The organism is bacterium, assembly GCA_036382775.1.
GTDB lineage: Bacteria > Hydrothermota > Tepidihabitantia > SM23-42 > JAOAFX01 > DASVHD01.
Genome location: DASVHD010000048.1, coordinates 1 through 13971 on the forward strand (window position 1 = coordinate 1; position 13971 = coordinate 13971).

At 51.8% G+C, this 13971-nt stretch carries 10 protein-coding genes; 7 read left to right on the plus strand and 3 right to left on the minus strand.

Annotated elements, in window-relative coordinates; genetic code table 11:
- Positions 1-965: PAS domain-containing protein (locus VF399_12285; protein ID HEX7321118.1), on the minus strand; the 965-nt coding region annotated here is incomplete at its 3' end.
- Positions 966-1565: 600 nt separating this feature from the next.
- Between VF399_12285 and VF399_12290 the strand changes: the two genes are divergently transcribed.
- Entirely contained in the window at positions 1566-5462 is a 3897-nt protein-coding gene (locus VF399_12290) for an FG-GAP-like repeat-containing protein (GenBank protein HEX7321119.1), read from the plus strand.
- 111 nt (positions 5463-5573) lie between these two features.
- Here VF399_12290 and VF399_12295 read toward each other — a convergent pair whose 3' ends face one another.
- On the minus strand, positions 5574-7856 hold the full coding sequence (locus tag VF399_12295; GenBank protein ID HEX7321120.1) for a helix-turn-helix domain-containing protein: 2283 nt from the start codon (positions 7854-7856) through the stop codon (positions 5574-5576).
- Positions 7857-7987: 131 nt separating this feature from the next.
- On the opposite strand from VF399_12295, the gene VF399_12300 reads away from it, so the two are divergent.
- A complete protein-coding gene (locus tag VF399_12300) occupies positions 7988-9238 on the plus strand; it encodes a hypothetical protein (protein ID HEX7321121.1) in 1251 nt (416 codons plus the stop codon).
- A gap of 47 nt (positions 9239-9285) precedes the next feature.
- On the opposite strand, the gene VF399_12305 is transcribed toward VF399_12300, so the two are convergent.
- Positions 9286-9438 carry a hypothetical protein gene (locus VF399_12305; protein HEX7321122.1) on the minus strand — a complete coding sequence of 51 codons (153 nt, stop codon included), beginning with the start codon at positions 9436-9438 and terminating at the stop codon, positions 9286-9288.
- Here VF399_12305 and VF399_12310 point away from each other — a divergent pair.
- The 5 genes from VF399_12310 (at position 9410) to VF399_12330 (ending at position 13939) form a co-directional block, all read left to right on the plus strand.
- Positions 9410-10231, plus strand: a complete 822-nt coding sequence (locus VF399_12310) for a FlgD immunoglobulin-like domain containing protein (protein ID HEX7321123.1) — start codon at positions 9410-9412, stop codon at positions 10229-10231. The genes VF399_12305 and VF399_12310 overlap by 29 nt on opposite strands.
- Before the next feature lie 74 nt (positions 10232-10305).
- Positions 10306-11574 carry a hypothetical protein gene (locus VF399_12315; protein HEX7321124.1) on the plus strand — a complete coding sequence of 423 codons (1269 nt, stop codon included), beginning with the start codon at positions 10306-10308 and terminating at the stop codon, positions 11572-11574.
- 51 nt (positions 11575-11625) lie between these two features.
- The gene (locus VF399_12320; protein HEX7321125.1) at positions 11626-12576 is read left to right on the plus strand and encodes a FlgD immunoglobulin-like domain containing protein; all 951 of its coding nucleotides are present in this window, start codon (positions 11626-11628) and stop codon (positions 12574-12576) included.
- Between the two features lie 49 nt (positions 12577-12625).
- A complete protein-coding gene (locus tag VF399_12325; protein ID HEX7321126.1) occupies positions 12626-12919 on the plus strand; it encodes a hypothetical protein in 294 nt (97 codons plus the stop codon).
- 39 nt (positions 12920-12958) lie between these two features.
- Positions 12959-13939: a hypothetical protein gene (locus VF399_12330; GenBank protein ID HEX7321127.1), complete on the plus strand. Its 981-nt coding sequence runs from the start codon at positions 12959-12961 to the stop codon at positions 13937-13939.
- The last annotated feature ends 32 nt before the right edge of the window (positions 13940-13971 follow it).

Here is a 13971-nt window from a genome sequence, read left to right on the forward strand (position 1 = left end):
CCGTTAATAGAGTTAAGCGGGGTTCTGAGTTCATGCGACATGTTGGCCAAAAATTCGGATTTTACTTGCGCGGCGCGCTTTAACTTGACGGCTAAATCCTTTAACTCTTCATGGGCTTTTTCCAGTCCACTTTCTATCTCCTTACGCGCGGTGATGTCCTCGATAGCCAGGAGGATGATTCTTTCCTTGCCCGACACTCTTTGGATCTGCCGGGCATTCAGAAGCATGATGCGCCTGCCAATGGTGGCAAAATCGTGTTCAACCTCATAGTTATCAAAGGTCGTTTTTTGCGGAAGGATGGTTTCCAGCAGCTCCCGCAGCCTGGGGATATCCCACTGTTTATTGCCCAGGTCATAGATAAGCTGCCCCACGGTCTCTTCAGGCTTTACCTTGAAGACTTCATAGAAGGAACGGCTGACCGTGACCACCCGGAGATCTTGATCCAGCGCGATCAAAGGTTCCCGCACGGTGTTGATGACGCTCTCAGCGAATTCACCGGCTTCATCTGCGGATTTTTTAATAACCTCCAGTTCTTTTCGGGTCTTTTCCAGTCCGGCTTCTATCTCCCTGCGCTCGGTGATGTCCTCAATGGCCAGGAGGATGATCCGAGCCTTTCCCAACACTCTTTGGATCTGCCGGGCATTCAGAAGCATGATGCGCCTGCCAATGGTGGCAAAATCGTGTTCAACCTCATAGTTATCAAAGGTCGTTTTTTGCGGAAGGATGGTTTCCAGCAGTTCCCGCAGCCTGGGGATATCCCACTGTTTATTGCCTAGATCATAGATAAGCTGTCCCACGGTCTCTTCAGGCTTTACCTTGAAGACTTCATAGAAGGAACGGCTGACCGTAACCACCCGGAGATCTTGATCCAGCGCGATCAAAGGTTCCCGCACGGTGTTGATGACGCTCTCGGCGAATTCACCGGCTTCATCCGCGGATTTTTTATAGTTTTTTTCCCAAAACATTTTCTGTCTCCTCGCGTTCGGTGATGCTTTGAGCTACCTATTGACCGATTTCATCACTTCAGGACTGTGCTTTCTCCTTTTTTTTCAGCCATACGTCCCCTTTATTAAATTATATATTATTATTGGATATTGGGGAATATGACAGTCTACCTATTTACGAATAGGTATTATTACGCATATAGAATGGTTTGAACCGGGTTTAACTACTTGGAACGTATTTCCGCGGTAACGACGGTATCGGAATCAGGTTTACTGATAATACCAAGGATACCGCCGATCAATTTGGCTCTTTCTTGCATGCTCGCAAGACCGTAATGCCCTTTTCCATCGGTCGATTATTGCGAATGAAAATCCGACGCCCAGTAGTTATAATATCCAATTTACGCTGAAAGATAACAGTTATACCCAGGTTTATGGTCGGAAACAACCACTCAAGTCTCCCGACGACTAAATGCATATTGTCCAATGGACGCTGAAACAGAACATATCAAAATACACCACATGTTGGCGAAAACATATAAACTGCTATGAAAGGTACGCGGCAAAAAGATTGACTTCAGTTGAAAATCTCGTATAATAAAGCAGCGAATGGAGGCACAGATGAATAGATTTATGGTCACGTTCATATTGACAATCTTCCTTTTTGTAGGACAGGTTTTTGCGATAATAATACATGTTCCGGGAGATTATCCAACTATACAACAGGGAATAAACGCGGCAAATCCTGGTGACATTGTAATGGTGGCTCCGGGGATATACTACGAAGAGATATCGTTGAAAGCGGATGTAGCGGTAATAGGAACAGGAGAAAGGCTGTCAATAATCGATGGCGGAGGAAACCAAGGTGATGTGGTAACAGCGGTTGGTAACGCCATCACCAGCAATACAAAATTCCAAGGATTCACTGTCCGGGGCGCTATTTACGGCGGCATGCCCGGCGGTGGAGGAATTTTTTGTAATAGCGGTGCCTCGCCGGAAATTTGTAATAATAGAGTTGAAGGTAATAGTACCGGTATTGCTACTTGGAACGGCGCGGCGCCATTTATTCACAACAATGTAGTCGTGGATAACACCTACACTGGAATAGACATATCTTCAAAACCAGATATAATCAACAATACCGTTGCGAATAACTCAAACGGCATATATGATAGTGGCGGATACGGTCCGGTAATAATGAATAACATCGTAACCGGAAACTCCAGCAGAGGGATAGGCTGTATCAATAATAGCGTTCCCACTGATTTTTCATACAACGATGTTTGGGGTAATGGCCAGAACTATTACAATTGTTCTCCGGGTCCTGGCGATATATCCGCCGACCCTTTCTATGTGGACGAGTCAAATGGTGATTATCATCTCCAGGCAGGTTCACCCTGTATCGATGCCGGTAACCCGGCACCGGTGTATCATGATCCCGATGGCACAAGGAATGATATGGGGGCTTATGGCGGGCCGGGAGCCGCGGTCACTATTCCTCAAGTTAGTCTTACGATACCGTCTCAAAATGAACTGAATATCCAGTACACTGCCGATGTTTCCGCAGTTTTTACCGTGGATATGGATGCATCCACGCTTACTCCTCTTACCTTCAAACTTAACGGCTCCCTGGCTGGGTCATATAACGGGATTGTAACCTATGACAGTTCAGCGAAGATGGTATCTATTAATCCTACTGATGATTTTAGATGCGGCGAAATGGTATCCGCAGTGCTAACCAAGAATATCCAGTCTATTTATGGCGATTCACTTGCCGGTTATGTCTGGCAGTTTAACGCAAAAGCAGCGGGCGGCTCGGCTGTCTATGCAACGCCGATTAACTACGGCGCGGCCAGCAATCCTAATTCAGTGATCGCTGGCGATTTCAACCTTGACGGCAACCTTGACCTGGGCGCGGCTAATGAAAATTCTAATAACATCTCGATACTACCAGGCGACGGCGACGGCACTTTTGGTTCAGCCACAAACTATTCTGTTGGTACCTCTCCCCGTGCGCTGTATGCCGGCGACTTTGATAGTGATGGCGACCTTGATCTGGCAGCGGCAAATGGCGGTTCCAATAATGTCTCCATCCTCATGGGTAATGGCGATGGCACTTTTGGTATCGCAAACAACTATTCTGCGGGTGCGGTTCCAAACGCAATCTGCAGTGGTGATTTCAACTCAGACGGCGATCTTGACCTTGCCGTGGCGAACGCAAGTTCGAATAACATCTCGATACTACCAGGCGATGGCGACGGCACTTTTGGTTCAGCCACAAACTATCCGGTTGGCGCCTCGCCATACTCGATCTGGGCAGGTGATTTTGATAACGATGGTATCCTTGATCTGTCAATCGCGAATGGCGGTTCCAATAATGTCTCCGTTCTCCTGGGTAATGGCGACGGCACTTTTGGTATCGCTGCGAACTATTCCGTTGGCACCTCTCCCCATTCGCTGTGTGCCGGCGACTTTAATGGTGATGGCGACCTTGATCTGGCAGTAGGAAATAGCGGTTCCAATAATGCCTCTGTCCTTTCGGGCAATGGCGATGGCACGTTTGGTCCGCCAACCAACTATCCTGCTGGTAGTGTCCCTTACGCAATATGCACATCCGATTTTGATGGTGATGGTTATCTTGACCTGACAGTATCAAATGGAAATTCAGATAACATTTCTGTGCTTCCTGGCAACAGCGACGGCTCATTTGGCGGGGCGAACAACTATCCTTGCGGGGATAACCCCTATTCAATAGCGGGCGGTGACTTTGACGGCGATGGCGATATTGACCTCTGCACAGCCAATTATAATACCGCCGACCTTACTATACTTTTAAACGAGAATGCGCTCCTGGTTGTCCTGACCGATCCCTCTCAATACCAGCTCCAGGTGCCAAAATCCACCAATGTTTCCGGTACTTTCAATATGGATTTAAACGCTCCGACGATCAACGCTTCCACTGTCATCCTGTTTGGCGTGCAAACCGGACCTCATCAAGGCGTAATTGATTATGACAGCGCAACATCAACTGCGACACTCGATCCATTTATCGATTTTATTGATGGAGAAGTAGTAACTGCCATTTTGACAAAAGAAATCCAGGCATCTAACGGTGTTTATTTGAAAGGGTTTTCCTGGGATTTTTCCGCTGCGATCACCACTGCGTCCGATGGAACTTTCAGCAATCGTCATGATTATTCAACCGGGATTGAACCGCGCGGATTATATGCCGGCGATTTCGATGCTGACGCAGACATCGACCTGGCAGTTACTGCAAATAACGGCGATATTTACGTATTCTTCAATAACGGCGATGGCACGTTTTCGAGCCCGGCAAGTTATACATGTTCGCTTGAGCCGATAGCGTTATACGGCGCTGACCTGGATTGGGACGGTGACCTAGACCTTGCCGTTATAAACAACCGACCGGGATCCGCTAATTTGGATATTCTCAAAAATAACGGCAATGGCGTATTTGCGCTGACAGCGACATACGCTCTTTCGGTTATGGGCAATTCCATCTCCGGAGCGGATTTTGATTGTGACGGCGATGTGGATCTGGTTTTATCAAGTTACTGGGGTTCTGCAGATAATGTTTATATCATGTCAAACAATGGCAATGGAACTTTTTCCGGACCCGATATTTACACGGCCGGAACCTGGGCGCATGGCGTGATTGCGAAAGATGTTGATAATGACGGCGCCGTGGATATCGCCGTTGTAAATACCGGGAATAATAACATCTCGATATTATCAAATGATGGTGATGGAAATTTCCCGGACCTGGTAAACTTTCCGGTCGGGAATAGCCCGAATTCGGTTTACGGAAATGACCTTAACGGTGACGGCTATGCCGACATCGCAACCGCCAATTATGGCGGCAATAATATCACGGTGATTTTAAACAACGGTAACGGCACGTTTTCCAGCCCGGCGGACTATCCCACCGGTTCCATCGCGAGGGAGATCGCGGGAGGCGACTTCGATGGCGATGGTGATATTGACCTGGCAGTCAGTATTGGCAGTGCAGATTCGGTTGCCGTGGTACTCAATAATGGCGATGGCACCTTTGCTGGTCCAACAGCGTATCAAGTTGGAAGTTATCCCTGGGGCATTCAGTCCGCCGATTTTGACCTTGATGGTGATCTGGACATCGCGTGCGCAAATTACAGTTCAAACAGCATCACGATACTGTTCAATACCGGCAATGCTGTGGCAGAAAACAAGGGCAATAGCGTTGCTTCATTTCTGCAACTCTATCCAAATCCTTTCAGACAGACAACGGTTATCAGGTTCCAGATATCAGACATGGATCAAAAGCCATCGCTTAAAATATATGATATTACGGGTCGTTTAGTTAAAGATTTTTCTTGCCTTACTTTCTACGCTCCACACCCCACGCTCATTACCTGGGACGGTACGGACAACTTGGATAGAAAAGTCCCTAACGGAGCGTATTTCTGTCGACTTGAGACATCTGAGTTTACACTTACAAAACAAATCGTCATGATAAGATAATTCAGAAACAGAAACAAAAACCGGACTGTCCAAAAGAGTGCACGCAAGTAGGGCTGATATGGAATGCAGGGCGGGGCGGAAAAGTCAATATTCACGCATTTCCCCGTCGGATCAGCCGTTCAATTTTAAAAGCGCATCCCGCAACGCCGCTGAACCGGGAACGATCGATGTGATCCTCACCAGGATCCTGGTCGCCTCTGCCCTGCGGCCTTGTTCCGCGCATTCACGAGCAAAATCCAATATCCGGTCTTCGGCCGTGTTCAAAATGATCCCCCGCATGGTCTCGGACCAGTTGTCATACATTTTTTTGAACGGTTCACTGCGGAGCAACGCGAAAGCGCGCAGATATTCGCGCCGGGCAAACTGCCATTCGCCGGACAGGTCCAAGGTCTTTGCCTGAGTCAGCAATGCCTTAAATTCGTTATAATCGGTCGTAAAATAAATCCCGTTATTGATGAGCCGCGATTCGCCGCTGCCTTTAGCCGATGACACGACCAGCAGATGGCTGGCCAGACGCAGTTTTTTCTTTAGCCGCACCAGCAGGTGCGACAACAACGCGGCCGAACCCGGGCTTTTAGGCCAGAAGTTCCTGCACAGCTCGTCGATAATTATCGACTTTCCCGGCGCATCGGCCCGTAATGCAAGGTGGATCAAAAAAGCTTTTTCCTGGGGACTAAAGCGGGCTTTCAGATGCGTTTGGTTTCTGGCCAGCGCTATGCGGCCCAGCAACTTTATGTTATACACCGGAATATTCTGGTTGAACACGGGAAAGTTCAGGATCGCCCTGGGCAACCCTGTTTTCTTACCCCGGTCCATCAGGTGAACGACCGATGCGGGATAAAAAACGATCCAGCGGTGGAACAAACCTTCAAGCCCGTGCCTTGACGCGAACATGACGCTCTTGCGATAATCGCCGGTCTTTCCCGACTGGTCCGCAAGCTTGAGCATGTCCAAAAGGCAAAATGGCGGTGTCTGCTTCAGTTCTGCTGCAATGACGGCATCGCGGTTTAAAAAACATTTCAGCAACAGTTCTTCGCGCAGCAAATGGTTTTTTCTCATAAGCGGAAGGTATTTCCGCAGATATATCATTGCTTCAGTTTTGTTGTTCAGCGCCATGGCAACTCCGGCCAGGCCCACCGACGCGGCATAGATCCGGTTGACGTGTTTTCCCTGGTGCGCGGTTTCCAGCGATTTTACAAATGAATCCGTGGCTTCTGCCAGATACCCCTGGCCATAGCTTAGATATGCATTTGTAAGGTCATAAGCCGATCCGAGCGACGGCGGCGCCTTCTGATCCCAAGCCTTCCTCACCGCCGCCATCATGCTGCGGCAGGCGGCATATTCTCCAGCATAACAATGAGTATAGCGGGCGATCTGAAGGATCAGACCCGCTGTCCGGTCAGGCTGGGCCGATTTTTTCAGCGCCTTCCTGTAGAAATGTCCGGCATTCCTGAATTTCCCGACCAGCACCAATAATGCGCCGAACAGCTCCTGATAATGAGGATAGGGCAGGCAGTACACGAGCCGCCGGCATGTTTCCAAGAACCGCATGGCCCGGTTGATCTGCAGCAGGTATACGGCTGTGTATGCCTGTTCAAAAGCGAAAAGGAATCGGAGCGAATAGCTTTTTACGCCCTGCATCTTCGCCGCCATCCGGTCCAGAACCTCTGCCTTTTGTTCGGGCCGGCCAATGATATCCAGTGCATCAAGTTCGAGAAAATTGGCAATAATGGAGGAATAAAACAACTTGTGCTTTTCCAGGATCTTGCCCGTCTGCCGGGCTCTTTCGGCGAAATTTTCGTATGATCCAGACCTGCGTTCCAGACATAAGAGGTCCAGCTTCCGGCGCGGCGACAAAAACCTCTCCGGAATCTGGTTCAGGATCTCCGTTCTGGGGACGCGTGGTAAACCATTCAAGATCATTGCCGCCCTCTGGTTGTCTTTTTTTTCAGCGTGTTGCCGGGCAGTATCCAATATCTGATCCAGGGCTGGCGTAGATTGAATGAACAGCTCCAGCGGATCATTATTTTTTTTACGGATGAACCCGTAATCGTGCCAGACCCGCCAGATCACGAAGGTTGATAGGACGCACCCCGCCTGGTCCAGCATCATCGTCCGCGCTTTTCTTATGCTCAAACCCGGCCAGCGCTCTTTCAAGCGCATTATCCGTATCTCGACATCTTTTCCGACGCGCCGATTCCGGATGACTGCTGATCCCGGCTGCAATCCCCGGGCGCCGTGTTTTTCATAGCGCTTGACCCAGTGCCAGAGAGTCGCGTGCGAAACGCCCAGGTGCAGGGCGATCTTCCGCAGGGGCGTGCCGATCCTGAGGTACTCTCTGACGGCCTTTACCCTTTTTCCCAGCAGTAAGCCAGTCTCTCTGTTTAATGGCATTATAACATTATAGATAAAAATGAACAAATTGTCAATACGCGCCGTAAACCATCGAAATCTTCCGAAAAATCAAGAGATATCCCGGTTTTTTTCAAGGGAATGACACATCCGCCCGCTTATAATATATTATCATGTCTAACCACATCGTTAACAAACTGATCTTTTCTTCACTTTTCACGGTTCTGACGGCACTTTCGCCAGCCCGAGCATCATGGGAAACGATTGGTCCGGCCGGCGGCAATCTGCGGGCAATGGCGAGGGCGCTGTCCAATGAGTCGGTCATCTATGCGGCTTCCTTTACTAATCCATCGCATGTTGTGAAATCCACTGATACCGGCGATTCCTGGACAAACGTCGGCATGGTGCCGGATCTTATCTATTGCCTGGTGATTGATCCATCAAACGCGGATATCATTTATGCCGGCTGTTCGTCCCGCGTGTACAAGTCGACTAATGGCGGCGTAGCGTGGAACAGCCATCCGGTTTCCGGGTATAACATTTATGACCTGGTGATCCACCCGTCACAGCCTTTGGTCGTACGGGCCGCTGGTGCCGTCAAGATCGGCATTTATTATTACCTGGCGTGTTTCAGCAGTACCGACGGCGGCGTTACCTGGATCAGCAGGCAGCTGGTCACGAACAAAAAAACTTGCGGCTACTGTATCGCCATTGACCCGGCAAATCCCCAGATATTATATGTCGGCGGTTCAGTCATGGATTCGCTTAAAAGCCCTCTGGTCTTTTGGTCAACCGACGGCGGCACGAGCTTCAATGACGTCTCAAGCGGGTTCACTCCCTGCAGCACGGCATGCGCCATCGCGATCCACCCCACAAATCCCGGTATCGTATATTTTACCACGGATACGGGTATATACCGGTCAACCGACAGCGGCAACACCTGGATTAACGTCAGCGCTTACCGGCATGCCTACAGCCTCGCTACCTCTCCCGATGAACCCAACCTGGTCACCGCCGGTGCGGACACGACGGTTTATATAAGCACGGACGCAGGATTGTCCTGGTCTGGTTCGGGTCCTTATCTTTACGGCTCGGAGATCCGCAACGTGGCGATCAGCCAGACTGAGTCAGTCGATATCTGCGCGGGGAATAATACCGGGTTTTTTAAAACGACGGACTGCGGCTTGTCATGGCTGGGATCAAATAACGGCATGAATGTCACCGTGGCGCATAATTTTGCCGTCTCCCGACAATCCCCGTCGACCATCTACATGGAGGTGAACGATGTGGGCGAGTTCAAGACCTCGGATCAGGGCGCATCCTGGACCATGCTGCCCGATTTTTTAAGCTGCGGCATGATCTGCGGGTTCGCCGTCCACAACGCGGACCCGGATACGGTCTACGCGCTGGAAGGTGCGGGCTGAGGCAATGCCGAGCTCTTCAAGAGCACAGACGGCGGGTCCGTCTGGGATCAAATAGCCAGCCCTTTTTCCGACGGCAGCACCATCATCGCCGATCCCAACAACGACAATATCCTGTGGAGCGGCGGATCGTTCCAGTTTGCATTCGCCGTCGCGCGAACGCTGAACAGCGGCGTGGTCTGGAACCGATACCTGCTTTCCATGCTTGGCAACTGCCTGGCGATCGCGGTCGCGTCATCCAATTCTGATGTCGTCTATGCCGGCGGTTCGTCGTACAGCGGTTACCCGTGGTTTTTCAAAAGCACGGACCGCGGTGCTTCCTGGGACACGCTCGCGGGATTGAACGGCGACAGCGCGATATACGCCCTGGCAGTCCACCCGGCCAATCCCGATATCGCCTACGCGTGCAAGGCAGACGGCGTTTTCAAGTCGACCAACGGCGGTAATACCTGGACGAACACGGGACTGAACAATGTCAATTCGATCGTGATCGATCCCAATGCTCCGGATACGGTATACGCCGGCACTGCGACCGGCGTTTATGTCAGCGCCTCGGGCGGCGGAGCGTGGACGCAGATGAATGAAGGCCTCGGTTCCCCGGTCGTAACCGACCTCGGGATCGACTCCGACCGCAACCTATACGCGGGCACATATGGCTCGGGCATGTACTGCTGGCTGATCAATACCGGCGCTGAAGAAACACATCCAGCCTACCCGTGCGTGGTATCGCAGCCCTACCCCAATCCCGCGCGAAGTAATGTCCGGATCGACTATATCATCACCCGGGAAAGTATGGTTGCGTTTGGTATCTACGATATCCAGGGCCGGCACGTGCGAACCCTGGTTCGCGCTGACCGGCAAGCCCCCGGTTCGTATTCGGCACAATGGAACGGTTTTGATGACAACAACCAGCGCGTCGCTGCGGGAGTTTATTTTTATAAACTATCAGCATCGAACCAGGCACCCATTATCAAGAAATTGATCCTGGTAAAATAAATATGATCCAACTGAACTACCAAATAAATTAAATAATGAATAGAACAAAATACCGCACATCCAGGAGGTTTGATATGCAAAAACAAAAATCATTATTAATGGCGGCGATCGCGGTTACGTTAGCCTGCTGCTTGAGCGCCTTTGCCGATTGGGAAGCGATTGGCCCGTTTGGCGGGCCCGTTGGCGGCATTGCCATCGCTCCTTCAAACGAAAGTATCGTATATGCGGCGGCAAGCCCTCTTATAAATCCGGCAAGCGCGACAATCTGCCGGTCTTCCGATACAGCTAAAACCTGGGAAAAAAGAGGCGCCGTCCCCACCGCTTGCCTGTCGCTTGCCGTGTCTCCGCTGGACCCGAATGTACTATTTGCCGGCACCAATACCGGCGTCTGCAAATCGACCGACGGGGGCAGCACCTGGACCGCGTACGCGGTCGGCGGTTCCGATATATACGGCCTGGCAGTGCACCCGACAATACCGTCCATCGTGTATGCCGCGGGTAAAATGCCGTACAGCGCCTATACCGTGATGGCTTTTTTCAAAAGCACCGATGCTGGTGTCAACTGGACGGCAATGCCTTTGCACACGGTTAATAACGGCGCTGTTCAGTCGCTGGCCTCAGATCCCACCAACCCCAATACCATATACCTCGGAGGATATATCCAGGGTACACCCAATCAATCAAAAGTATACAAATCCACGAACGGCGGCTCAACGTTCACCGATGTCTCCACTGGACTGTCACCAAGCGGGTACGCGGTCAATGGATTGAAGGTACACCCGACAAACCCCAGCGTCATTTACGCGACCAACTTTTATGAAGGCATTTACCGTACCACCGACGGCGGAACAAATTGGACTTTAGTTTTCACCAGCGCATTTTTTTCATGCCTGGGTGCTTCCCCGGCTTCACCCAATACTGTTTATGCCGGCAAAGACACGCTCATATATAAAAGCACCAATTCCGGATTATCATGGTTCGTGCCGGGTACCGGTTATGCCGGTGTTTATAAAGTCGGCCGCGCACTTGCGGTCAGCCAGGCCCTGGGCACGGTTTTATATACGGGCGACAACCGCGGCGTATATAAATCAACCAACAGCGGATCGGCGTGGATCAACAGCACCCATGGCATGACCCTTGCCCATATCACGAATTTCGCTAATGCTCCGTCCGTGCCCTGGATCATGTATACCGAATTCGAAGGCGTCGGCGTGCACAAAACGACGAACAGCGGCGCGAGCTGGTCATTATTGCCCACGCCCCTGGAATGCGGACTCGTGTGCCAGTTTGCCATTCATAATACAAACCCTGACCTGGTCATGGGGCTGGAAGGCTCGGGCTGAGGCAAGGCCCAGCTCTACAAGAGCACAGACGGCGGGTCCGTCTGGGATTCGGTGGACAGTTATTATGAAGATGGCGGGGAGATAACGGCTGATCCCAACAATAATTCGATTTTCTGGAGCGGCGGCACATATAACAACGCCACGGCCTACGTCATGTCGGTTTCCAGGACCACTGATCTGGGCGCCAGCTGGCAGAGATCCAACCTTACCGCCGGATACGGCTATACATATTCCGTTGCCGTCTGTCCGGGAAATTCGAATGTCGTCTACGCTGCGGGCTGTGAGGGCACCGCGGCGGCCGTGTACAAAACCACCAGCAGCGGCGGGACATGGTTTTCTTCTTCGACCGGTTTGACCGGCGATACGATACATGAGATCACCATGCACGGTTCCAACCCCAATATATTATACGCCGCGAACGCCGCCGGCATATTCAAATCGACCAATGCCGGCGCGACCTGGGTCAACAAAAGCTGCCCGGCCGCGCGCGCGGTTATGATCGACCGCGATGACGCCAATATCGTCTACGCCGGCACGGATTACGGAGTGTTTAAAAGCACGAACGGCGGCGACAGCTGGAGCGAAATGAATACCGGCCTGCGCGATATCCGCATCAATACCCTGGGCGCGTATCCCGGCGCCTATGTTTTCGCAAGCACCCGGGACGACGGTATTTACCGCTGGCCCATGAGCCCGTCCGTGATCGAAGAAACCAGCAACCGTCGGCACGCGATCCTGAGCGCATCCCCGAATCCCACGGTATCCGGTACCAGGATAAGCTTCCAAACGGCGAGTACCGGGTCCGTCGTATTTTCAATATACGATATTCAGGGAAGGCTGGTTAAAAGCCTTGTTGACGGTTATCTACCGGCAGGGTTCCATACCGCAGCCTGGTCTGGAACTGATGAGCATAACCGCCGCGTCGCTGCCGGGACATATATCCTGAGCCTGCGCGCCGGGATCCTCGTAAACAGCCGGTCGCTGGTCGTCAGCCACGAGTAAGGGGTGGCCTGAAAGTGTCCGCCTAAGCGGATAAACATTAGGAGGTCGCATGTTCATGACCGTCGTTCTTTCGGTTTTCCTGGTGCAGGCCGATTTTCCGATCGGCCCGGCCGCCGGCTTCAGCGGTTACCCGACCGGTTGTTATTACAGCAACCGGTTTTACGTGTTCTGGATCGACCAGCGCACCTCACCGAACATGGCCATATACGGCGCCCGCGTCGCGCGCGACGGCACGGTCCTTGATCCTTCCGGCATCCAGGTGTACAACGACAGCGCGGGTTATGGCTGCAATGTGGCGTTCGATGGCACGAACTTCCTGGTCGTGACCCGCAACCACTGCTGAACCAAGGGCGACGTCATCGGCGTGCGGGTCACGCCGGCCATGGCCATACTGGATTTATTCGAGATCTGCAACCCGGCGCAGGAAGATATCATCCAGAGCTATCCTGATCTGGTGTTCAACGGTGAAAATTATGTGGTTGTTTGGAGTGACGAGAAATACGGAGAGTATTACGTGACCGCAGGCAGGGTCTCGCCGACTGGCGCAGTGCTGGATACCGGCACATGCATCTCAACCGGGGCGGGAAGTTATGAATACCAGCCCAGGATCGCGTATGACGGAAGCCGGTGCCTCGCGGTCTGGCCCAAATCCAGTTACTATATCCAGGGCCGGTTTGTGAACAGCGCGGGATTGCCAGAAGATACCGTATTCAATATTGCCCAAAACGGATCAGGCCCGGCTCTCGCCTGCGACGGCACGAATTATCTCGTGGCCTGGTTCACGGGCACGTATCCGGCTCTTGACATCAAGGCACGAATGATATCCTGGTCCGGCGTGCCCCTGGGATCGGAGATCACCGTGACAACGGACAGCGACTGTAACCGGTGGCCCGATGTCATCTTCGACGGGAACCAGTACGTGGTCGTCTGGACAAAGGGCGCAAACAGCCCGTCATCGCAATATGTCTGGGCACAGGCGATTTCAGCTGCCGGGACCATGATTAACGGCAATTTTCAGGTCTCCGCCAATACTGCCGGACAGCGGTGGTTCCCGGCGATCGCGTCTTCAGACAGCAATTACCTGATCACCTGGGGTCAAACCGGCACCACATCAGATATCTATGGCAACGCGGATCAAGAGCTGCTAATGATCCATGAGGAAAATTCCCGCCGCGCGAATAACGCTGAGCCACCCGGTCCCACGATCCGGTGCGGTTCCTTGAACGCATTTATTGATTCGGGCTGTTTGGTATTCGATATTTCAGGACGGAAATTAATGACGGGATCGGCAAAGCCGGGTATTTATTTCATCGCCGACCGTACCGGCAAAAAAATTATCCGGAAAATCATCAAGGTGCGTTAATCAGTCGGTCCGGTTAGACAAACCGGTATGAT

What these genes read in the sequence shown, in the direction of transcription:
- VF399_12290 (HEX7321119.1), top strand. Translation starts at nt 1,566, where the DNA reads ATGAATAGATTTATGGTCACGTTCATATTGACAATCTTCCTTTTTGTA.
- VF399_12300 (HEX7321121.1), top strand. Translation starts at nt 7,988, where the DNA reads ATGTCTAACCACATCGTTAACAAACTGATCTTTTCTTCACTTTTCACG.
- VF399_12330 (HEX7321127.1), top strand. Translation starts at nt 12,959, where the DNA reads ATGGCCATACTGGATTTATTCGAGATCTGCAACCCGGCGCAGGAAGAT.
- VF399_12295 (HEX7321120.1), bottom strand. Translation starts at nt 7,856, where the DNA reads ATGCCATTAAACAGAGAGACTGGCTTACTGCTGGGAAAAAGGGTAAAG.
- VF399_12315 (HEX7321124.1), top strand. Translation starts at nt 10,306, where the DNA reads ATGCAAAAACAAAAATCATTATTAATGGCGGCGATCGCGGTTACGTTA.
- VF399_12325 (HEX7321126.1), top strand. Translation starts at nt 12,626, where the DNA reads ATGTTCATGACCGTCGTTCTTTCGGTTTTCCTGGTGCAGGCCGATTTT.
- VF399_12305 (HEX7321122.1), bottom strand. Translation starts at nt 9,438, where the DNA reads ATGGAAAGCAGGTATCGGTTCCAGACCACGCCGCTGTTCAGCGTTCGC.